The 22014-nt window shown below is 74.7% G+C and carries 17 protein-coding genes and 1 riboswitch; of the genes, 8 read left to right on the plus strand and 9 right to left on the minus strand.

Annotated features, from left to right (window positions below; translation table 11 throughout):
- Positions 1 to 13: 13 nt before the first annotated feature.
- Entirely contained in the window at positions 14 to 403 is a 390-nt protein-coding gene (locus ACZCAH_RS13425; RefSeq protein ID WP_464341553.1) for a tautomerase family protein, read from the minus strand.
- A gap of 45 nt (positions 404 to 448) precedes the next feature.
- A complete protein-coding gene (locus ACZCAH_RS13430; RefSeq protein WP_464341554.1) occupies positions 449 to 1426 on the minus strand; it encodes a beta-ketoacyl-ACP synthase III in 978 nt (325 codons plus the stop codon).
- Positions 1427 to 1468: 42 nt separating this feature from the next.
- Here ACZCAH_RS13430 and ACZCAH_RS13435 point away from each other — a divergent pair, with 42 nt between their 5' ends.
- A complete protein-coding gene (locus tag ACZCAH_RS13435) occupies positions 1469 to 2101 on the plus strand; it encodes a VanZ family protein (RefSeq protein WP_464341555.1) in 633 nt (210 codons plus the stop codon).
- A 3-nt stretch (positions 2102 to 2104) separates the two neighbouring features.
- Here the strand turns inward: ACZCAH_RS13435 and ACZCAH_RS13440 are convergent, their stop codons facing one another.
- From ACZCAH_RS13440 to ACZCAH_RS13450, 3 genes are read right to left on the minus strand one after another with little or no spacing between them, the layout of a single operon-like run.
- Entirely contained in the window at positions 2105 to 5158 is a 3054-nt protein-coding gene (locus ACZCAH_RS13440; protein WP_464341556.1) for an AAA family ATPase, read from the minus strand.
- Positions 5155 to 6318: an exonuclease SbcCD subunit D gene (locus tag ACZCAH_RS13445; RefSeq protein WP_464341557.1), complete on the minus strand. Its 1164-nt coding sequence runs from the start codon at positions 6316 to 6318 to the stop codon at positions 5155 to 5157. The genes ACZCAH_RS13440 and ACZCAH_RS13445 overlap by 4 nt, the downstream gene beginning before the upstream one ends.
- A 60-nt stretch (positions 6319 to 6378) precedes the next feature.
- On the minus strand, positions 6379 to 8172 hold the full coding sequence (locus tag ACZCAH_RS13450; RefSeq protein ID WP_464341558.1) for an HNH endonuclease signature motif containing protein: 1794 nt from the start codon (positions 8170 to 8172) through the stop codon (positions 6379 to 6381).
- A 304-nt stretch (positions 8173 to 8476) separates the two neighbouring features.
- A riboswitch (TPP riboswitch) is annotated at positions 8477 to 8569 on the plus strand.
- Between ACZCAH_RS13450 and ACZCAH_RS13455 the strand changes: the two genes are divergently transcribed.
- From ACZCAH_RS13455 to ACZCAH_RS13485, 7 genes are all read left to right on the plus strand, one after another.
- Positions 8560 to 10296, plus strand: a complete 1737-nt coding sequence (locus ACZCAH_RS13455; RefSeq protein ID WP_464341559.1) for a bifunctional hydroxymethylpyrimidine kinase/phosphomethylpyrimidine kinase — start codon at positions 8560 to 8562, stop codon at positions 10294 to 10296. It overlaps the preceding riboswitch by 10 nt.
- Positions 10293 to 11645, plus strand: a complete 1353-nt coding sequence (locus ACZCAH_RS13460; protein ID WP_464341560.1) for an MFS transporter — start codon at positions 10293 to 10295, stop codon at positions 11643 to 11645. The genes ACZCAH_RS13455 and ACZCAH_RS13460 overlap by 4 nt, the downstream gene beginning before the upstream one ends.
- Positions 11642 to 12427, plus strand: a complete 786-nt coding sequence (gene thiM / locus ACZCAH_RS13465) for a hydroxyethylthiazole kinase (protein WP_464341561.1) — start codon at positions 11642 to 11644, stop codon at positions 12425 to 12427. Before ACZCAH_RS13460 ends, thiM begins: the two co-directional genes overlap by 4 nt.
- 1 nt (position 12428) lies before the next feature.
- On the plus strand, positions 12429 to 13076 hold the full coding sequence (locus ACZCAH_RS13470) for a thiamine phosphate synthase (RefSeq protein ID WP_464341562.1): 648 nt from the start codon (positions 12429 to 12431) through the stop codon (positions 13074 to 13076).
- 9 nt (positions 13077 to 13085) lie between these two features.
- The gene (locus tag ACZCAH_RS13475; RefSeq protein WP_464341563.1) at positions 13086 to 14516 is read left to right on the plus strand and encodes a dihydrolipoyl dehydrogenase family protein; all 1431 of its coding nucleotides are present in this window, start codon (positions 13086 to 13088) and stop codon (positions 14514 to 14516) included.
- Positions 14517 to 14611: 95 nt separating this feature from the next.
- The gene (locus tag ACZCAH_RS13480) at positions 14612 to 15307 is read left to right on the plus strand and encodes a P-loop NTPase family protein (RefSeq protein ID WP_464341564.1); all 696 of its coding nucleotides are present in this window, start codon (positions 14612 to 14614) and stop codon (positions 15305 to 15307) included.
- Positions 15308 to 15317: 10 nt separating this feature from the next.
- A complete protein-coding gene (locus tag ACZCAH_RS13485) occupies positions 15318 to 16052 on the plus strand; it encodes a class I SAM-dependent methyltransferase (protein WP_464341565.1) in 735 nt (244 codons plus the stop codon).
- A 13-nt stretch (positions 16053 to 16065) separates the two neighbouring features.
- On the opposite strand, the gene ACZCAH_RS13490 is transcribed toward ACZCAH_RS13485, so the two are convergent.
- The 4 genes from ACZCAH_RS13490 to ACZCAH_RS13505 form a co-directional block, all read right to left on the minus strand.
- On the minus strand, positions 16066 to 16731 hold the full coding sequence (locus ACZCAH_RS13490; RefSeq protein ID WP_464341566.1) for an SRPBCC domain-containing protein: 666 nt from the start codon (positions 16729 to 16731) through the stop codon (positions 16066 to 16068).
- 120 nt (positions 16732 to 16851) lie between these two features.
- A complete protein-coding gene (locus tag ACZCAH_RS13495) occupies positions 16852 to 17268 on the minus strand; it encodes an ArsR/SmtB family transcription factor (RefSeq protein ID WP_464341567.1) in 417 nt (138 codons plus the stop codon).
- A gap of 316 nt (positions 17269 to 17584) precedes the next feature.
- On the minus strand, positions 17585 to 18976 hold the full coding sequence (locus tag ACZCAH_RS13500; protein ID WP_464341568.1) for an APC family permease: 1392 nt from the start codon (positions 18974 to 18976) through the stop codon (positions 17585 to 17587).
- A 169-nt stretch (positions 18977 to 19145) separates the two neighbouring features.
- A complete protein-coding gene (locus ACZCAH_RS13505) occupies positions 19146 to 21944 on the minus strand; it encodes an ExeM/NucH family extracellular endonuclease (RefSeq protein ID WP_464341569.1) in 2799 nt (932 codons plus the stop codon).
- Positions 21945 to 22014 lie beyond the last annotated feature (70 nt).

The following is a 22014-nucleotide window of genomic DNA, read 5'->3' on the forward strand; positions in this document are numbered from 1 at the left end:
AGAGCGTCTGCGTTCAGACGTCGACCCGGTAGCCGAGCGACATGTCCTCGGCGTTGCGCCCCCGGATCCCCCAGTTCACGCGCGGGGTCTCGTGGATCGTCACTTCGACGGCGTGCGGAGCGGTAGCCGCCTCGCGCGCTATCCGCTCGAAGAGCTCCTGTATCAGGGCGCGCTTGGCGGCCTCGGAGCGTCCCTCGAACATCGAGATCTCGATGATCGTGTAGTCATCGCCTCGGTCCGGCGGGTGAACGAAGTCCTCGTCCGAGAGCGCGATGAACCGCTGGAATCTCTTCTCGGGCGGGTAGTCGAGGGCCGACATGACGGCACCGTGTATGGCCTCGGACAGGGCCGCCCGGCGGCGCTCGATCGATCCACGATGCCCGTACACGATGATCTGCGCCATGGGCCCCACGATACGCAGGGCTCCACGGCGGGTCCTCTCGCTCGCTCAGGGCAGGCGCACCACCTGGCCGGCCCAGGAGAAGCCGCCGCCGAAGCCGACCAGCAGCGCCGTCGCACCGGAGGGGATCCGCCCGGCCTCGCGCATCCGCGAGATCGCCAGCGGGATCGTGGCGGCGGAAGTGTTGCCGGAGGTGATGATGTCGTCGGCGACGATCGCGTCCTCGCGCAGCCCGAGCGCGGCGGCGAGCGGCTCGATCATGCGCAGGTTCGCCTGGTGAGGGACGAAGACGTCGATGTCCGCCATGGTGAGCCCGGAGGCCTCGACGATCCGCTGCGAGATCTTCGGTGCCTCGCGCAGCGCCCAGCCGAGCACCTGGCGGCCCTGCTGCGCGAAGGCGGGGCCCTCGCCGTTGATGGTGACGGCGTCGGCGAGCTCGGGGACGGTGCCCCACACGACCGGGGAGATTCCCGGCTCGTCGGCGGCGCGCAGCACCATGGCGCCCGCCCCGTCGGCCGTGAGGATGCACGTGGTGCGGTCGGTGTAGTCGGTGACGGCGGAGAGCTTCTCGGCGCCGATCACGAGGCTGGTGGTGCTCGCCCCGGTGCGGATCGACATGTCGGCGACGGCGAGGGCGTGCTCGAAGCCGGAGCAGGCGGCGCCGACGTCGAAGGCCGCGGGGGCGGCCAGGCGGAGCTGCTGGGCGACGCGGCCGGCGGCGCTCGGCGAGCGCTCGTAGTTGGAGCAGGTGGCGACGATGACCTGGGTGACCTCGGCCGGATCGACGCCGGCGTCGGCGAGCGCGGACCGCCCGGCGAGCGTGGCGAGGTCGCCGACGTCGACGCCGTCGGCCGCGATCCGGCGCTCCTGGATGCCGGTGCGCTGGCGGATCCACTCGTCGCTGGTCTCGACCAGCTGCTCGAGGTCCGCGTTGGTCATGATGCGGTCGGGACGGTGGTGGCCGGTGCCGATGATGCGGGATCCAGCGGCGGGGGTGGCGGGGGTGGCGGCGGAGGTGGCGTTCATGCTCCCGAGGGTATTCCGGGTGGGCTGTGTACCGTGCGGCCCGTGAGCGAGCTGCTGAGCCTGGCCCTGGTGGGCGTGGTGGGCGGGCTCGGCGTCTTCGCCGTGGCCCTGCTGCCGGCTTGCTGGTTGCAGCGGCGCCGTTTCGGGCGGATCCGGCCGGACCGGCTCCTGGCGATCGCCGTGATCTGCGTGTACACCATGACGCTCGCGGGGCTCACGATCGCCCCGGCCTACGACGTGGCGCTGACCTGCCGCTCCCGCACCGGCGGCGCGCTGCGGGCGGATCCCTTCCACACGCTGCGGGAGGTCCTCGAGCTGCGCCGTGCGGGCGGGAGCTGGTGGGCGGTCGCGACGAGCTTCCCGGTGGTGCAGGTCGCGCTGAACACGGCCCTGTTCGTGCCGCTGGGGATGATCCTGCGCGGCGTGTTCCGGCTGGATGCGACGGCGTCGGTGGCGATCGGGCTGATGCTCTCGGCGCTGATCGAGGTCACCCAGTTCACCGGGGCGTTCGGGATCTACCCGTGCGGGGTGCGGATCGCGGACATCGAGGACCTGCTCGCGAACTGGCTCGGCGCTTTCGTGGGGGTCCTCCTCGCCCCGCTCGCGCGGCGGCTGCGAGTGCCGCTGTTCGTGCATGGGGACGAAGACACCCGGCCGACCGATTCCGTGCTGTGACCCTCAGGCGGTGATCGTCACCGTCGAGCGGTCGTCGGCGCCGCGGCGCACGTGGATCTGCTCGGCGATCTGGGCTTTCATGTCGCCGACGTGGCTGACGATGCCGACGGTGCGCCCCGCCTCGGCGAGGCGCCCGATCTCGCGGACGACGGTCTCGAGGGTCTCGGGGTCGAGGGATCCGAAGCCCTCGTCGATGAAGAGGGTCTCCATCTGCACGCCGCCGGCCTCGCCCATGACGATGTCGGCGAGCCCGAGCGCGAGGGCGAGGGAGACGAAGAAGGTCTCGCCGCCGGAGAGGGTCTCGGGGACGCGCACCTGATCGGTGCGGCGGTCGAGGACCAGCAGGTCGAGGCCGGTCTTCTTCGCGCCGCGGGCACCGGTGTCGCGCTGCAGCTCGAGCTCGGAGCCGGAGAAGAGGGCGAGGCGGGCGTTCGCGGCGTCGATCACGGCGTCGAGCCGCCACATCAGCACGTAGGTGGAGAGCTGCACGCGGTCGCCGTCGGCGGAGCGGCCGGTCGCGAGGTCGGCGACGCGCACCACCACACCGGCGTCCTCGCTGACGGTGCGGACCTGGGCAGAGGCGGCGGCGAGCGCGCCGCGGGCCTCGGCGGTGCGCTGGGCGATGCCGCGGAGCCGGGCGGCCTCCCCGGCGGCCTCGCGGGAGGCGGCACGGGCGGCGGTGAGCCGCTCCCCCGCGGCGAGGAGCGCGGCCTCGGCCTGCGCACGGGACTCCTCGGTGGAGGCGGTCTCCGCGATGCCGTCCTCGGCGAGGCCGTCGGCGAGTCGGGACTCCTCGACCGCGCGCGTCTCGAGCTGCTTCTGCCGGGCGGTGCGCTCCGCGGCGGGGAGCACGGCGGCGCGGGCGGCCTCGGCGGTGACGAGACCGCTGGTGGCGAGGGCGCTGTCGGTCTCGGCGGCGAGTTCGTCGGCCTGCTCCTCGGCGGTGGTGCGGGTGCGCAGCGCGTCGAGCAGGGCGGTCGCGGCGCGGGCACGGGCGGTGTGGGCGCGGCGGCGGGCGGCGATCGAGTCGTCGTCCCCCCGCGCGGCCGCGAGACGGTCGCGGTCGGCCGCGAGCACCTGGGCGACCTCGCGGATCGCGGCGTCCTCCCGCTCGACCTCGAGGGCCTCCCGCTGACGGGCGGCGGCGGACGTCTCGGTCTCGGCGTCGAAGGCGGTGAGCCGGGCCTCGATCTGCTCGGCGCGGGTCGCCGCCGTGGTGGCGGCGGTGGCGACGGCCTGACGGGTCTCCACCTCGGCGCGGGCACTGTCGGGGGTGTGCGCGCCGGCCGCCTCGCGCAGGGTCTCGAGCTCGCGCTCGGCGAGGGCGAGGGCTTGGGCGGAGGCTGCCTGGGCTTGCTCGGCGGTGCGGCGGGCGGCCTCGGCGGCGTCGACCTGCTCGGGGCTGACGGCGTCCTCGGAGGGGTCCGCGGGGCGGGGGTGTGCGGTGGAGCCGCAGACGGGGCAGGCGGTCCCCGTCTCGAGGTCCGCGGCGAGCTCGGCGGCGATCCCGGCGAAGCGGCGGCTGCGCAGGGACGCCTCCTCCGCGGCACACTCCTGGGCGGCACGCAGGGCCGCCCCCGCGGCGGACCGGGCCTTCTCGACGGCCGTGATCTGCGCGGCCGCGGCGATGGCGGCACGGTGCGCGTCCTGGGCGGCGGCGAGGGCGAGCTGCGCCTCGGCCCGTCCCGCGGCGGCGGTGCGGGCCCGGTCACGGTCGTCGACGAGCGCGGCGCGGGCCGCGGGGCGCTCCTCCAGCGCGGCGGTGAGCGAGGCGAGGTGCTCCACCCGGCCGGCGAGGCTCTCACGCCGCGCGACCAGCCGCTCCTCCCGCGCGGGCAGGGCGGTCTCGAGGTCGACGAGATCCGTCAGGGCACCGGCGGTCGCGGTCGCCTCCGAGGCGGCGTCGGCGAGCTGCTCGGCGGGGAGGTCGACGAGGTCGGGGTGGTCCGGGCGGGTGCGCGTGACCAGCTCGGCGAGGGCTTCGATCGCGCGGGAGGCGGCCGCGGAGGCGGTGTCGCGGCGACGCAGCAGGTCGACCACGGGGCGGGCGGTCTCGTCGGCCGCGAGCGCGGTGCGGGCCCGTTCGACCTGGGGAGACTCCTGCTCGAGGCGGACGGCGAGCTGGTCGAGCCGGTGGCGGCGTTCGAGGCGGGTGCGGACGGTGCCGGCCTCGTCGGCCGCGATGCGCGCGGTCTGCTCGGCGGTGGTGGCGGCATCGGCCGCGGTGCGGGCGGACTCCGCGCGGGCGTCGACGGACGCGAGCTGCGCGTCGGCCGACTCGGCGATTGGGTCGAGCCGCAGCGCCGCGGCGTGCTCGACGAGGGCGGTGCTCTCCTCGTCCTCGAGGGCCGCTGCCTCGGTGAAGCGGGCGACGGCGGTGGAGAGGGTCTGCTGGGCGGCCTCGACCTGGCGCTTGGCCTGCTGGCGCATGCCCTCGAGCTGCTTCTCGACGGCCGCGTAGGTCTCGGTGCCGAACACGCGCTGGAGGACCTGCTGGCGGTCCCCGGTGCCGGCGCGGAGGAAGCGCGCGAACTCGTTCTGCGGGAGCAGGACGGTCTGCGTGAACTGCTCGCGGGTGAGGCCGACGGCGCGCTGCACCTCACGGCCCACCTCATCGAGGCGGCTCGCGATCACCTCGGAGCCCGACCCGGAGCCCGCGGCGTCGGCGATCGCCGCGGGCAGCGCCTGCGGGGAGCCGATCCGCCACAGGACGGCCTTGGGCTGCTCCTTCGTGGTGCCGCTGCCGCGCAGCTTGGGACGCTGGAACTCGGGCTGGCGGCGCACGCGGTGCAGGCCGGAGCTGGTCTCGAAGACGAGGTCGACGACGCTCGGTGCGGTGGGCGCGGCGAACTGGGAGCGGATCCGGTCGGCGCTCGTGGCGCTGCCGGCGACCTGCCCGTAGAGCGCGTAGACGATCGCGTCGAGGATGGTGGACTTGCCGGAGCCGGTGGGGCCCTCGAGGAGGAAGGTGCCGCTCGCGCCGAGGGCTGCGAAGTCGATCTCGACGGTCCCCGCGAAGGGGCCGATGCCGGTCAGGCGCAGGTGGTGGAGCTTCACGAGGCCTCCTGCTCACGGCGGACGGCGGCGTAGGCGCGCTCGAGCACGGCGTGCTCGGCCTCGGTGGGGTCGCCGCCCGTGACATGGGCGAGGAACTCGTCCATCACCTCGAGAGGGTTCTGCTCACGGCGCACCACCGGGGTGCCCTCGCGGGCGGCGCGACCCTCGGGGGCGTACTCGGTGAGCAGCAGGTGCGGGAAGGCCTCGCGCAGCTGCTCCTGCAGGTGGGCGGGACGGGCGGGGTCGGTGACGACAGCCTTGAGCCAGTCGCCGGCGTGCTCGGTGCGGTGGGCGAGGATCTCCTCGAGGGTGCCGCGCAGTTCGGTGAGTCGGCGCGGGACGGGGGTCTCGACCCGGCGCACCCGGGCGGTGGTGCCGGGGGCGCCGAGCTCGACGAGCAGCACGGACTTGCGGTGGCTCCGCTCGGAGAAGGAGAAGGCGAGCGGGGAGCCGGAGTACCAGGCGGGCGCGCCGACGAGGGCGGTGAGGTCCTGGCAGCCGTGGAGGTGGCCGAGCGCGAGGTAGTCGAGCCCGGCCAGGACCCCTGCGGGCACGGAATCGACGCCGCCGACGGAGAGGTCTCGCTCGGAGTCGGAGCCCTCGCCGCCGGTGACGAAGGTGTGGGCGAGGACGACGGTGCGGGCGCAGGGGCGGGTCGCGGCACGCTCGCGGACGCGGTCGAGCGCGGCGCGGGTGACGGCCTCGTGGCTGCGCGCGAGGGGCTCGCCGCCGGGGCCGCCGAGCTCGGCGCGGGCGCGGTCCGGCTCGAGATAGGGCAGACCGAAGACGAGGACCTCGCCGTGCTCGTCCTCGACACTCACGGGGTGCTCGAGGCCGGGGAGGTCGGTGAGGAGGTGGATGCCGCCGCGCATGAGCGAGCGACCGAAGCCGAGCCGCTCGGGCGAGTCGTGGTTACCGCTGGTGAGGATCACGGTCGCGCCCGTCGCGGCGAGGCGGGCGAGGGCCCGGTCCAGGAGGGTCACGCTGCTCACCGCGGGCACCGCCCGGTCATAGACGTCGCCGGGGACGACGACCACGTCGACCTCTTCGGCCTCGACCAGCTCGACGAGCCAGTCGAGGAAGACGGCCTGGTGCTCGTGCAGGTCGACCTTGTGCAGGGTGCGGCCCAGGTGCCAGTCCGAGGTGTGCAGGATCTTCATGTCTCCGAGCCTAGGGGCGAGGTGCGACGAGCGAGGCTGGGCTCGCGCGGGGTCGCGCGATCAGAAGGGCGGCGGCCCGGCGTCGCCCCATCCCCCGAGCGGGGGCTCGAGCGGCGGGTAGGGCGGGGGCTCGAGCGGGGGGCAGGGCGAAGGGTCGGCCGACGGGCGCGGGTCGAGCAGCTCGGCGATGTCCCAGTCGGCGGGTGTCTCGCCCTCCCCTCCCCCGGGATCCGGCGCCGGCTCCCCGGCGTAGGTGCCGCGGAGGAAGCTGGACCAGGCGGCGGTGAGCGCCTCGACCATGCGCAGGCTCGCCGCGTCCAGGTCGTCGATCACGGTCACCGCGTCCCCGGCGCCGCCGATCCGCCAGCGGGTGCGGCCCGGTTCGGTGGGGCCGGTGGGGATCCGGACGGGATCGAGGAGTCCGGTGGTCTTGTCGAGGTGGTGCTGCCAGCACAGGAGGTGCAGGTTCTCGAGGTCGGTGGGCCCGCCCGCGCCGGGGGTGCCGCGGCGGCACTCCTCGAGGTGGTCGCACTCGGACGCCCACGAGCTGGGGCGGGTGCAGCCCGGCACAGCGCACTGGGCGCTGCGCAGGCGCAGGTGCTCGAGCATCGCCGGGCTGGGCGTGTACCGCTCGGCGGGCAGGGGCAGGAAGGCCCCGCTGCAGGGATCGGTCAACACGCGGTACCAGACGTCCGCCGCGCCGGCGAGGCTGCGGGCCATCGACGGCGGCAACGGGGTCGTGCCCTCGAGCATGCCCGGCTCGTCCGACGCGCCGAGGAGTGTGAGCGCCGGGATCGTGATGTTGAGGCGGAAGCGCGGGGCAGGCACGTCGGCACCGTCGGGGTCCAGCTGTGCGGAGGTGAGCAGAGCGAAGCGCAGGCGCGTGAGCGACAGGGCGCGCCCGCTCTCGAAGACCGTCCCCTCCGGGTCATGCGGGATCGGGGCACCCTCGCGGAGGGCGGCGCGCTGGGCGGCCTGGACGGCGCGGGCCGTCTCGTCGAGCTCCGTGAAGCAGGCGAGGATGTCGGGGATCGGACCGGTGATCTGCAGGATCCCGACGCCCGGCTGCGGCGACGGGAGCAGCTCGACGGACCGCTCGAGACAGGATTCCGGATCGGGGCGATCCTCCCGCTGACGGAGCAGCTCGATGAGACCTTTCAGCAGGGTGAAGAATCGTTCCGACGTGATATCCGCGGACCAGGCGGAGAGGATCTCGTCGAGCTGTCGACGGGAATCGTCCGACAGGCTCCGAGAGCCTTTCAGGATCCGCTCGAACCAGGCGGCGGAGATCTCCCCGGAGTCGAGCCGGGCGAGCGCTCGCGGGAGCAGATGGACGGCCTGGTGCGCGTCCCGGAGCCGCCATCCCGCGGCACCGCGGGTCACGCGGAGGGCGAGGGCGGCGCGCAGGGTGTCGACCTCGTTCACCTCCTCGCACTCCTCGTACTCTCCCTCGAGCTCGTGGAGCGCGGCGAGGGCGCGGTACTGGCTGACGAGAGCTCGGGCGGCAGCCCGCTCCGCATCCCAGACGCGCTGTGATGCCGCGCTGAGCTGTGGATCATCTGCGCAGCCACCGCGAGCTGGGAGGGCCTCGCGAGTGCCGGGAGTACGGCCGGAGACGGCGCGCAAGCGCAGCGGGAGAGAGGCGAGCAGGTAAGGATCGACGGGCGCCGGACCGGCAGCCGAGGGCGCCACCGCGGCCCCATCGTCAGCCTTCGGGGCGCGGGAGGAGGAACCCGACGAGGAGCCGTCGATCGGCACGATGCTCACCACGTCCACCCCCTCTGCATCCCGTCGGGGAGGGCGCGGGACCCGCGCCGAGAACTCCCCCTCGAACACCTCCACCCTAATCATCATCACCCACCTCGGAAAGCCCTCCTCTCGCATTTGTGGATAACTTCGTCGCCCCGGCTGGTGATCGACGAAGAACACCACTGGGGCCGAATCGTTCCTCCCCAGGACAGGGTTATCAACAGAGTTTTTCCCCATATCGCGGCGGACAGGGTTTCGTGTGTCGGACCCCGGGTGTACAGGGGGTCAGGAGCGACAGCCGGCCGGTCAGTGGGCCGCACGAGCGGCGGCGAGCGGACCGAGCGACGGTCCGGCGCGACACCTGAGCCAGACGCCGCCGCGCCGCTCCGCGCCGTTCCCCTACACTCGGCCGCTGGACACGGGGTGCGCCCGAGGCGCTGAGATCACACCCGTGGAACCTGATCTAGTTCGTACTAGCGAAGGGATGTCCGCATGAGCTCGGATTCTCGCACCCTCTTTCCGCCCGCCCGCACGGCCCAGCACGCCCGCACGGCCCAGCACGCCCGCACGGCCCAGCCCGACCCCCGCCCCCGCCCCGCACCCGCCCTCCCCCGGGTCCTCTCGATCGCCGGGACGGACCCGACGGGCGGAGCCGGCACTGCGGCGGACCTCAAGTCGATCACCGCCGCGGGCGGTTACGGCATGGCCGCGGTCACCGCCGTCGTCGCGCAGAACACGAACGGCGTGCGAGACATCCACCTCCCGCCCGCCGCCGTCCTCACCGCGCAGCTCGAGGCGGTCTCCGACGATGTCGAGCTCGAGGCCGTCAAGACCGGCATGCTCGGCACCGCCGAGATCATCGACGCCGTCGAGGCCTGGCTCCGCGCGCATCCGCCGCGGGTGCTCGTCATCGACCCGGTCATGGTCGCGACCAGCGGTGATCGCCTCCTCGCCGCGGAGGCCGAGCAGGCGATGCAGCGCCTGTGCCGTCTCGCGACCGTCATCACCCCGAACCTCGACGAGCTCGCCGTCCTCACCGGCGAGGCCCCCGCGCGCACCGAGTCCGAGGCCCTCGCGCAGGCCGAGCGCTTCGCCGCCGCGACCGATGTCGCCGTCGTCGTGAAGACCGGACACCTCGACACCCGCGCGATCACCACGACCTGGGTCCCCGCCGGCGGCGGCACGGGCCACGCGGTGCGCACCACCCGCGTCGACACCACCAGCACGCACGGCACCGGCTGCTCCCTCGCCGCCGCGCTCGCCACGCGGCTGGGCGCCGGCGACGACCCCCGGACGGCGCTCGCCTGGGCGAGCCGCTGGCTCCACGAAGCGATCCAGCACGGCGCAGCGCTGCAGGTGGGCGACGGGAACGGGCCCGTGGACCACGGGCATCTGGGTCGCCGGCTCGCCGCGGCGGGATCCGCGGCACCATGGCTCGGCCCGGGCGCGGTGCCGACCCGGCTCGAGACGCCGGCAGACCTCCGCCCAGCCCCCGCCGAAGGCCCCGCCCCCGCCGAAGGCCCCGCCCCCGCCCACGGGCCCGCCCCCGCCCACGAGTCCGCCCCGGCCCACGGGCCCGCCCCGGCCGTCGCCCCCGTCGGCCCCTGGACCGCCGCGCTCTGGGAGGCGGGCGCGCCGCTCGCCGCCGCGATCGACGACTCGGGCTTCGTCACCGCCCTCGTCGACGGCAGCCTGCCGGAGGAGCAGTTCAGCGTCTACCTCGCGCAGGACGCCCACTACCTGCAGCGGTACTCGCGGGCGCTCGCGGCACTGGCCGCTGCCGCCCCGGACGACGAGGCGCGTGCGTTCTGGTCGGCCTCCTCGCGGACCTGCGTCGAGACCGAGATGGAGCTGCACCGCAGCTGGCTCGCCCCCCGGCCGGAGGCGGCGACGCTCCCCGTCGGCCCCGTGACCAGCGCCTACACCGACTTCCTGCTCGCCCGGGCGCTCGGCTCCCCGCACGTGGTCGGCGCGGCGGCGGCCCTGCCCTGCTTCTGGCTGTACGCGCAGGTGGGCGCGGGACTGCCGGAGGTCCCGGCGGATCATCCCTACCGGGACTGGCTGCTGACCTACCGCGATCCGGACTTCGTCGAGGGGGTGCGCGGAGCCCTCGGCATCGTCGAGCGGGAGCTTGCCGCGGCGGGCCCCGAGGTGCGGGCGGAGGCGGCGCGGGACTTCCTCCTCGCGTGCCGGCACGAGCTCGAGTTCTTCGAGCAGGCCCGCCGATGAGCGCCGCGACGATCCCCGCCGCCACCACGCTCCCCGCCGAGGGCCGGGCCGCCCTGCGTGCGGGCGTGGTCGGCAACTGGATCGACAACATCCACGTGTTCCTGCCGGTCACGGCGCTGGCCCCGGCGATGCTGGTGCTCGCTGGACCGTCGGCGACCGCGTCGACGGGGGCGCTGATCATCGTCGCGATGCTGCTGGGCCGGCCCGTCGGCGGGGTGGTGTTCGGGCGGATCGCGGACCGGCTGGGCCGCACCCGCACCACGAAGGTCGCGATCGCCGGGACCGCCGCGTGCGCGCTCGCGATCACCGCCGTCCCGACGCACGAGCTGCTCGGGCCCGGCACCGTCGCCCTGGTGCTGATCCTGCGTTTCCTCGGCGGGATCTTCGTCGCCGGCGAGTACTCGGCGGCGATCCCGCTGGCCATGGAGTGGTCCGCGCCGCGCCGGCGGGGGCTGATGAGCGGGCTGATCCTGTCGATGGCGCCGTGGGCGCAGGCGTCGATCGCCTTCGCGGTCGCGCTGCTGCTCGCCGCGCTCGGACCGGACCACTACGCGGTCTGGGGCTGGCGGGCGCTGTTCGTCCTCGGCGCCGCGCTGTCGATCGGGATGATGCTCTACTACCGGCGGCACGTGGTGGACGCGCCGATCCTGCACCGCACGACCACGGCCCCCGCGCCCACCGCCCCTGCCCCGTCGGCCCCGCGCCCGGGCCTGCGCAGCCTGCTCGCCGGGGGCTGGGCGCCCGCCTTCTGGCAGGCGTTCGTGCTGATGACGGGGCTGTGGCTGCTCACCGACTCGACGGTGCTGCTGCTCACGGCGAGGCTCGCGACCGACTCGAGCCTCTCCCCGGAGGCGGTGCCGCTCGCGATGGGCGTCGCCGCGATCGCGCAGGCGCTCGCGATGGCGGCCGCGGGGCATGTGTCGAGCCTCGTCGGCCGACGCCGGCTGCTGGTGGTCTGGGGAGCGGTCGCCGCCGTGCTCGGCCCGGTGCTGTGGTGGGCGGCGGTGCACGCCCCGACCCTCGCCGCGGCGGCCCTCTTCGCCGCGCTGCTGCAGGTCGCGACGGTCTCCGCCTACGGGCCGATCGCCGCGTACCTCTCCGAGCGGTTCCCCGCGGCGGTGCGGTCGACGGGCTACGGCTCCGCCTACAGCCTCTCGCTCGTGCTGCCGGCGCTGTACCCCTTCTACGTGCCGGCGCTCGAGCCGCTGCTCGGCCGGGACGGGACGGTGATCGGCATGGTCGTGCTCGGCGGGTCGCTCGTGGTGCTCGGCGCGCTGCTCGGGCCGCGACTGTCCCCGCGCGACCTCGACGCCGATCTCGACACGGTCGCGGAGCGGGGTCGGCGATGAGCGCGATCCCTCCTCCCGACCCGCTGCTGGAGTCCGTCCGGCCGGTGCTCGCGGCGGTCCGCGAGCGGGCGCCGCTCGTGCACTGCCTGATGGCGACCGTGTCGATGGGCCTGGTCGCGGACGGTCTGCTCGCCGCGGGCGCCCGGCCGATGATGACCGAGACGCTGGCCGAGGCGCCCGTCGTCACCACCCTCGCCGAAGCCCTGCTCATCAACCTCGGCACCCTCTCGACCGATGCGATGGACGGGATCCCCGCGACGGTCCGGGTCGCGCGCGCGGACGCCCGACCCTGGGTGCTGGATCCGACGGCGATCGGGATCGCGCCGGTCCGCACCCCGCTCGCGCGAGGGCTCCTCGCCGAGCGGCCGACGGTGGTGCGCGGCAATGCCTCGGAGATCCTCGCCCTGGTCGGGGAGGGATCCGGGGGTCGCGGCGCCGACTCGACCGACACCGCGGAGACCGCCGAGCGGGCCGCGGCACGGATCGCGGAGCGCACCGGCGGCGCGGTCGCCGTCTCCGGGCCGGTGGACCTGCTGGTCGGCGTCGGCCGACGGGAGCGGGTCGCGCGCGGCTCCGCCCTGCTCGCGCGGGTCACCGGCACCGGCTGCCTGCTCGGTGCCCTCACCGCGGCCTGCACCGCCGTCGCCGAGGACGCCCTCGTCGCCGCCCGCGCCGCGACCGTGTGGATGGACCTCGCCGGGGAGCTCGCGGCGACCCGCGCCACCGGTCCCGGCTCCTTCCCGATGCACCTGCTCGACGCCCTCGACGAGATCGGACGCTGACATGACCCGCACTCCCCTCCCCCTCGATCTGCGCTGCTACCTGGTCACCTCCGGCCTGGGCCGCCGTACCGTCGACGTCGCCGCGCGGGCCGCCGCGGCCGGAGCCGGCGTCGTGCAGGTGCGGGCGAAGCAGGCGAGCACCGCCGAGCTGCTCGAGCTGGTCCTCGCCGTCGCGGAGGCCGTCCGCTCCGCACATCCGGCGACGCGGGTGCTGGTCGACGACCGGGCGGACGTCGCCGCGGCGGCCCGGGCCCGCGGCGCGCACGTCCACGGGGTGCACCTGGGCCAGGACGACCTGCCGGTCGCCGACGCCCGGGCGCTGCTCGGAGAGGACGCGATCATCGGCCTGACCACGGGGACCCTCGAGCTGGTGCGGGCGGCGGAGCCGGACGCCCGCCGCCTCGACTACCTCGGCGCGGGCCCCTTCCGCCGCACCCCCACGAAGGACTCGGGCCGGAAGCCGCTGGGCGTCTCCGGCTATCCGGCGCTGGTCGCCGCGACCAGCCTGCCGATCGTCGCGATCGGCGACGTCACCCCCGCCGACGTCCCCGCCCTCACGGCGACCGGGGTGGCCGGGGTGGCGCTCGTGCGGGCGGTGATGGACGCCGCGGACCCCGCGGCGGTGGTGCGGGAGGTGCTGCGGGCGTAGCGTCGAGCCATGACTCCTCAGACTGCCGACACCACCGTCGACGTGCTCGTGATCGGCGGTGGACCCGTCGGCGAGAACGTCGCCCAATACGCCGTCGAGGGCACCGACCTGACCTGCGCGATCCTCGAGCGCGAACTGCTCGGCGGCGAATGCTCCTACTACGCGTGCATGCCGTCGAAGGCGCTGCTGCGCCCGATCGACGTCGCCCGCGCCGCCGCGCAGCTGCCGGGGATCAGCACCCCGCACGTCGAGCCGGAGGCGCTGCTGGCCCGGCGCGACGACTGGGTGTCCCACTACGACGACGCCGGCCAGGTCTCCTGGGCGGAGGGCGCCGGGCTGCGCATGCTGCGCGGTCACGGCCGGCTCGTCGGCGAGCGCGAGGTCGAGGTCGAGGCGGCCGACGGGACGAGCACGCGGGTGCGGGCGCGGCGGGCGGTGGTCCTCGCGACCGGCTCGGTGCCCGTCGTGCCGGAGCCGCTGCGCGACCTCGCGCCCTGGACCTCGCGCGATGCCACCGGGGTGCAGGAGGTACCCGCGCAGCTGCTGATCGTGGGCGGCGGCGTGGTCGCCGTCGAGGCCGCGACGTGGATGGCCGCCCTCGGCGCGCAGGTGCGGATGCTGGTGCGCGGGGAGGCGCTGCTCACCGGTCTCGAGCCCGCCGCGGGGCGGCACGTCCTCGAGGCGCTGCGGTCCCTCGGGGTCGAGGTCGAGCTCGGGGCGGAGGTCGTCTCCGCCTCCCGCGAGGCGGTGGAGGACACCGGGCTCGGCCGGATCCACGGCGGCGGGGTCGCCGTGCAGGTGCGGGACGCCGACGCGACGCGCGAGGTCACGGCCGACGAGATCCTGGTGGCGACCGGGCGACGGCCGCGCCTGGACGACGTCGGCCTCGAGGCGGTCGGCCTCGCCCCCGAGAACGTGCTCGCCGGACTGCTGCCCGCGTGGCTGCACGCCGTCGGCGACGCGAGCGGGGAGGCGCCGCTGACGCACTGGGGCAAGTACCGCGCCCGCGTGATCGGGCAGGAGATCCGCGCGGCGGCGACGGGCGAGGCGGTCGAGCCGCGGCCGACGGCGGTGCCCGTGCCGCAGGTGGTGTTCACGGATCCGCAGGTCGCGGCCGTCGGGCTCACCGAGCGCGAGGCCCGGGGGCAGGGAGTCGAGGTGGTCACGGCCGAGGTGCCCTACGGCGCGGCGGCCGGCACCGCGCTGCTGCGCGACGACGTGACGGGCACGGCGAAGATCGTCGTCGACGCCCGCACGGGCGTGCTGTGCGGAGCGACCTTCGTCGGCCCCGAGGCGGCCGAGCTGGTGCACGCGGCGACCGTCGCGATCGTCGGCCGCGTGCCGGTGCACGTGCTCCGCCACGCCGTGCCCAGCTATCCCGCCGCCTCGGAGCTGTGGCTCCGCCTGCTCGAGGAGCTGCCGCCGGAGCTGCGCGCGTAGCGCCCGCCCCGACGATCGACCATCGGACGTGGCGCTCGGCCGCCTCGTCCGGTGGGATGGAGCAAAGGCCCCGCCCCGCACCAGCCAGGAGGATCATGTTCCGCCGAATGCAGCGCACCCGACAGCTCCGCCGCGCGAAGCCCGGTGACGGCCGGGAGCTCAGCGAGCTGCGCTGGTGGCAGATCCTCACCCGCACCCAGTTCGCGCTGCCCTCCTCGACCGCCGCCGGACGACCCGAGCTGTACGTCGTCGACGTGCACCATCTCGCGAGCGACCTCGAGGGCGGGAAGCTCGCCGAGGGCACCCGGCATCCGAAGATCGCCCTGTACCGCGACGGCCGCCGGACCCACATCGCCGATTCCCCCGTCGCCTTCGAGGTGCCGGGCGGAGTGATCGAGGCGGCCGTGGGCGACTACGGCCTCACCCGGATGCACCTCGTGCCCGAGGACGGCGCGGAGGCGACGACGCTCGTTCCGCACCCGCGCTCCCTCGAGGGCCGACGCGCCCGCTTCGGGCGGCGGCATCCCGCCGCGAGCCGGCTGATCGGACTGCTCGCGATAGTGATCCTGCTGATCGGGGTGGTGCTGATGCTGCCGCAGGCGGCGGAGCTGATCACGAGCATCCCGGCCGTGGCCGAGCAGATCGGCACCTTCACCTCTCCGATCAGCCTGCCGGGGTGGCTGAACACCTCCCTGCTCGTCGCGGGGGTGCTCGCGGCGACCGAACGGGCCCTCACGCTGCGCAATCACTGGCTGATCGACGCCGAGACCACCTGGACCTCGTTCGTCTGAGAAAGGCGCCATGACCCCAAGCTCCCCCGACCCGATCTTCGCCGACCCGCGCCTGGCCGCGTGCTACGACACGTTCGACGGCGAACGCGACGACCTGCCCCCGTACCGGGCGATCCTCGCCGAGCACTCGGCCCGCACCGTGATCGACGTCGGCTGCGGCACCGGCGCCCTCGCCACGCTGCTCGCCGCCGACGGCCTCACGGTGACCGGAGTCGACCCGGCCCTCGCCTCCCTCGACGTGGCCCGGCGGAAGCCCCATGCCGAGGCCGTGACCTGGCGGCACGGCACCGCCGAGGACCTGCCGCCCCTCGGTGCGGATGCCGCGGTGATGACCGGGAACGTGGCGCAGGTGTTCGTCACCGACGAGTCCTGGGCGGCGACGCTGCGCGGCATCCGCGGGGCGCTGCGGCCGGGCGGGGTGCTGGTCTTCGAGACCCGTCGGCCCGGGCGCCGTGCCTGGGAGGAGTGGCAGGCCGACACCGCGGAGACGCTCCACGAGGTGCCGGGCATCGGCCCGGTGCGCCAGCGGCCGACGGGGGTCGAGGTCGCGCTGCCGCTCGTGACCTTCTCCGACGAGTTCCGCTTCGCGGACGGCACGGTGCTCACCTCGACCTCCACGCTGCGGTGGCGGGACGAGGCCGAGCTGCGGGACACGCTCGCGGCGACCGGCTTCGACGTCGAGGAGATCCGCGAGGCGCCGGACCGCCCGGGCCGCGAGTACGTGGTGATCGCCAGGGCGGTCTGAAGGAGTTCGGGTCTCAGGCCTCGGGAGTCGTCCCGGTGTAGAAGCCGAAGGTCGCGTCGGCATTGCGCTCGGCGAGCGGGGCCTCGGCGCCGGAGGCGATGTGGGCGACGGCCCAGCCGTCGGCCGCGCCGCGATAGAAGGAGCGACCCTCGTCGGTGCCGGCCCAGGCCTCGGCCTCGGCGGGGCTGAGCGAGCCCTCGACCCCGCCGAGGTGCAGGGACAGGCCCAGCAGCCCGCCGTCCCAGCCCACACCCGTCGCACCCGGACCGAAGGTCTCCCACATCTCGGCGGGGACGTCGGCGGTGCGGCTGGAGTGCTCGAGCTCGAAGGCGGTGCGCTCGGCGTCGACCTCCTGCAGGCGCACGGTCACCCACGAGACGCCACCCATCGCCTCCCAGGTCGCGGAGAACTCGGCGGCCCCTTCGGCGGGCGGCTCGCAGACGGTGATCTCCCCGCCCGCGTTGCCCTCGAACTGGTAGCGGCCGCCGAGGCGGAGGTCGCCGCTGACCGGCAGGAACCAGCGCTGGATGCGCTCGACGCTGGTGACCGCCTCCCACACGTCGGCGAGCGCGGCGGGATAGATCTGCTCGAGCGACTGGACGTGCATCTCCTCGCCGTCGCGCTCCTCGACGCGGTAGCCGCGGGTGACGGAGCGGAGCTGTGCCGGGACGTCGACCATGGGGATCTCCTTCGGGTGGGCGGCAGGGCCGCGGGGGTGGGTGGGATGGTTCGGCGGGGGGCGGGCTGGGGCGGGGACCCTGGGGCGGGGCGGGGTCAGGCGCTGCGGGCGTCGGGCGGGTCAGGCGCTGCGGGCCGCGGGCGGGTGAGCGGCGGCTGGGGCGGAGTTGGTGGCGGGGGCGGAGGCGGCCGCAGGCTGCTCCGCGTCGAGGCGCCGTCGGCGTTTCCCGCGGGCGAGCTCGGTGCCGAGCGCATCCAGCTTCGGGAGCCAGAAGCGCTCGAAGGGGGTGAGCCAGTCGCTCGCCTCGCGGGGGCCGCGGGCGCCGACCGAGTACATCCGACGGCGGCCCTCCGCCCGGACCTCGACGAAGCCGTGGTCGCGCAGGACCTTCAGGTGCTGGGAGACGGCCGGCTGGCTGATGCCGAACTCCCCCTGCACCACTTCGCCGATCTCGCCCGCGCTGCGCTCCCCGGACTCGGCGAGGAGCTCGAGGATCCCTCGCCGCACCGGATCGCCGAGGACGTCGAGCGCGTGCATGCGGCCATGCTCCCCCACCCGGGACATATAAGTCAAGACTTATGCGTGGGGTAGGGGTGGGTCGGACCGGCAGGGCGGGGATGTCACTCAGCCACCTCCGCTCCTCACCCAGCCGGCCTGCCCGCCCTCTCCCGGTCGACCTGCCCGCCCTCTCCCGGCCTGCCCGCCCTCTCCCGGTCGACCTGCCCGCCCTCTCCCGGTCGCCCTGCTGGAATACCGCGTCTGGCGTGACCTCGAGGCTCCAGAGGCGTCGAGGTCACGCCTGGCGCGGAGTTTCAGCAGCGGGGGTGGCGGCAGGTGGATGGGCGGGGCGGGGTCAGCGGCGGGCGAGGAGGATGGCTCGGTAGGCGATGCCGGCCGCGAGCAGGGCGAGACCCGCGACGATCGTGCTGCCGGGCAGGGCGGCGACCAGGAGCACGCAGCCGACCAGGCCGATGACCTGCATCGCCTTCGGGAACAGCCGCCACTCCCCCTCCTGCGTCAGCGCCGCGAGGTTCGCGACTGCGTAGTAGAGCAGCACCCCGAAGGAGGACGCGGCGATCGCGACCAGGACGCTGTCGGCGAGCAGCACGAGCAGCAGGATCACGACGGCCGCGACGATCTCCGCCCGCTGCGGGACGGAGCGCTTCGCATCGACAGCGGCGAGCGGCGCGGGCAGGTCCCGCTCTCGGGCCATCGCGAGGACGGTCCGCGACACCCCCGCGACGAGGGCGAGCAGGGCACCGGACGCCGCGGCGACCGCCCCGACCGTGACGACCACGAACCACACCCCGCCCGCGCCGACCGCGGCGAGGGCAGCCCGGAACGGCGCGGGGCCCCACCCGGCGCCGTCGGGGTCCAGCCCCACCAGGACCAGCACGATCGACAGCGCGAGGTAGAGCGCGCACACCGCGGCGAGGGCCACGAGGATCGCGCGCGGGATGGTGCGACGGGGATCCACGACCTCCTCGCCGAGGGTCGCGACGCGCGCGTACCCGGCGAAGGCGAAGAACATCAGCGCCGCCGCCTGGGCGAGAGCGAGGAGCAGGCCGACGTTCCCGCCGGCGCCCGCCCCGGCGAGAGCCGCGAGGCCGCCGTCCCACAGCCCCGTCGCCTGCCCCGCGAGCGGGCCCGGCACAGCGGAGAGCTCGGGGAAGCCGCCCGTCGGCTCGCCGGCCCCCGCGCCCGCTCCCGAGCCGCCCAGCCCGGCGGCCCCGCGGCCGAGCACCCCGGCGATCAGACGTCCCGCGGTGAGCAGCAGGGCCGCGATCGCGACGGTGACGAGCACCCGGGCGAGGGCGGCCGTGCGGGTGATGCCGACGAGGTTCACGGCCGTCAGCAGCACCACCACGGCGGCCGCGACCGGTCGCTGGAACGGCACCGGCACCAGGTACGCGGCGATGACCAGGGCCATCGCGGCGCAGGAGGCGATCTTGCCGATCACGAAGCACCAGCCGGCGAGGAAGCCCCACCAGGGCCCGAGCTGCTGTCGGCCGTAGTGGTAGGTGCCGCCCGAGCTGGGGCGCTGGGCGGCGAGCTGCGCGGTCGAGGTGGCATTGCACAGGGCGACGACGGCGGCGATCAGCACCGCGAGCGGAGCCAGGGCGCCCGCGAGATCCTGCGCGGCGCCGACGGACACGAAGGCCCCCGCCCCGATCATCGAGGCGAGTCCGATCACCACGGCGTCCCCGAGACGGAGTCGGCGGGAGAGAGCGGGTGCGGCGGACATCGGGCTCCTGGGGTGCATGGGGGGTTAGGGGTCTTGAGGGGCGGCGGCGGAACCGTGTCCATGAACGGGACGTGAGCGGCCCGAGACCTGCGATATGCAGGGAACAGGCCGCTCACGTCCCGTCGGTGGACAGGAACCCGGTGGAGTTCAGGCGGGGATCAGCGGGGGATCAGGCGGCCGAGCGGTCCCGACCCTTCCCGTGGCCCTGACCCTTGCCCTTGTCGTGGCCCTTCCCATGGCCGTGGCCCTTGCCCGGGTGCTCGGAGTCGGGGTTGCACTTCTGGACGCCGTGGCCCTTGCCGTTCTCCTGGCCGCGGCCCTTGCCGGTGCCGACGCCGTTCTCGCGGCACTCGCCCGGCTCACCCGGCTCACCCGGCTCGCCCGGCTCCTCGACCTCGGGGAACTCGCCGCCAATGCCCACGATGATCGGATCGTGGTCCGAGGACCCGAACGGACCGGACTCGAAAAGGTCGGTGGCGTTGTTCTTATAGCGCGCGTACTGGGTCATCACGGACTCGGCGCCGTTGATCTGCCAGTCGGTCGCACCGCTGACGCGCTCGGCGGCGGACGGGCTCGCGAGCACGTGGTCGAGGGAGCCGACCATCCCGGAGTAGCTGTAGGACCAGCCTTCGGGGTGGTGGGTCTCGCCGAGGTTCACGAAGCCCTCGGCGTAGAAGAGCTGCAGCGGCTCCTCCTGGGTGTAGGAGTTGAAGTCGCCGCCGTGGAAGACGTCCTCGACGCCCGCCGCGGCCGCGGTCTGCTCGCCCCAGGCCAGCAGCGCCTCGGCCTGCTGGAGGCGGGAGGTGCGGGCGTTGCCCTGGACCGGGTCCGCCTCGAGCCCGGCGTCCTCGGCGTCGGCCGAGCCCTTGGACTTGAAGTGGTTGATGGTGAAGAAGAAGGGCTCGCCCTGCACCGGCTCGCCGGCCTCCTCGGTCCCCTCCGCCTCGTCGCTCTCGCTCAGCGGGGCGAACACCTGGCCGATCGGCTCGCGGGCATTGTCGAAGGCCGGGTCGTCGGCGAGGATCTGCACGGAGCCGACGGGGGTGACCTCCGCAGGCTTGTAGATGATGGCGTTCGTGATGGCGTCCTGGCCGCCGTCCAGACCGAGGGCGGCGTAGGCCTCCCCGGTCGGGATGTAGGCCCAGGTCCCCTCGCCGTCCTGCGCGTTGAGGGCGGCGACGAGGGTCGCCGTCGCCTCGTCGGCCTCCTCGCCGAGGCGGGCCGAGTTCTCGATCTCGGTCAGGCCCACCACGTCGGCGCCGGTGCCGGAGATCGCCGCGACGATCTTGGACTGCTGGCGCTCGAGGTAATCGGCGCCCCAGGCGCCGCGCAGGTCGCAGCCGCCGCGCACGGTGGTGCCGTCGCCGTGCATGTTCGTGTACGGCTCGCAGCCGGGGGTGTCCTCACCGAGGGTGGTGAAGTAGTTCAGCACGTTGAAGGTGGCGAGCTGCAGGTCGCCGCCCACCTCCTCGGGCGCGTCCTGGCGGGTGTTCTCGACGTCGACCCCGTCGGTCTCCGCGGACTCCCACGGGGTGGTGGTGTTCAGCCGCCACTGGTCGAAGGAGTAGGCGACGACGACCGGCTCGGTGAAGTCGATGGCGGCGCCGACGCGGATCGGCTCCTCGGTGCTCAGCCAGCTCATCGGCTGGGTCGGGTTCGCGGAGAAGTCGGTGGACTTGCCGTCGTCGAGCAGCACCAGGTTGTCGGCCTGCGCCTCGAAGTAGGCGGTAGCCTCCGCGCCGGGGCGCATGATGTCGCCGGCCTGCTGCAGCGGCTCGCCGCCGATCGCGAGGCCCACCTCGCCGTAGCGGCCCGTGTTGTAGACGTCGGTGACGGTGAAGTCGCCGGCGCCGGGCAGGTACAGCATGTGCTCGAGGGTCTCGCGCTCCTCGGCGGCGGTCGGGAAGCCGCTCTCGAGCGTCAGCGGCTCGACGGTGCCGACGCTCTCGGGGAGGATCTCGAGCCCGTCGGCGCCGACGGTGACCTGCGTGGACTCGTAGTACTCGGAGACCTCGCCGGTGACCCGCACCGAGTCGCCGATCGCGACCTGGCGGGCGGTGTCGCGGGAGTAGACGAACACGGCGGTGGAGCCGGTGTGGGTGGAGAAATCCAGCGCCCCGCCGGTGCCGGCGGTCTGGATCACGTAGCCGTTCAGGCCGCCGGTCGCGTAGACGGCGGTGACGACGCCCTCGGTGGTGACCTGCTGCCCGACCAGCGGGGAGGTCGACCCGGTGCCCTGGATCTCGGCGATCGTCGCCGCGACGGCCTCGCCGGGGGGCTCCTCCTCGTCGTCGTCCCCGCCGCCGGCGCCGCCGGAGTTGGTGGGGGTGGGCTCGCCCGCGACGAAGTCGGTGGAGTTCTCGCCAGTTGCGGCGATGCGCGAGGCGGAGGTGCTGTTGGACAGGCCCGGGGCGGCGGCCTCGCCGGAGAAGCTCACGGCGGTGCCGTAGCCGACGAGGTCGACCACCGCGGGGTTCTCGGCGCAGGTGACGCCCGAGCAGGCGAGGGTGCCGCTCGCGTCGGTGAGGGCGAAGGCGCCGTTGCTGCCGGACGCGGCGATGGTGCCGGTGGCGTCCGGGGCGGGCAACGCCTCGGTGCCGCCGCTGCCCTGCGCGAGCTGGATCAGAAAGGTGCCGCCCGCGGGGACGGTGCCGGTGAGCGTCAGGGAGTTGCCGGCGCCGAAGCTCCCGCCGGAGGAGGAGTACTGCAGGGTCCAGCCGGTCACGTCGACGTCGGCGTCGGAGGTGTTCACCAGCTCGACGAAGTCGTGGGTGTAGGTCGCGCCGGAGTTGCCGCCGCCGCCGTACACCTCCTGGATCTGGACGGCGCCGGGGGTGACCACGGCGGCCTGGGCGGCGGGGGTGAGGGACGGGGCGAGGGAGAGGCCGAGCGCGAGCGCGGCCGCCGCGGCGCCGACGCGCAGCAGGCGCGGGCGCAGATCGGAGGCCGTGAAGACGGTGGGAGGCATGGGGAGAGCTCCTGGGAAACGGGAAGAGCGGTGCGAGCGAGTCGAGGGAGGAGACAGGGGGCCGTGCACG

Source organism: Brachybacterium sp. B718/18, from assembly GCF_055454375.1.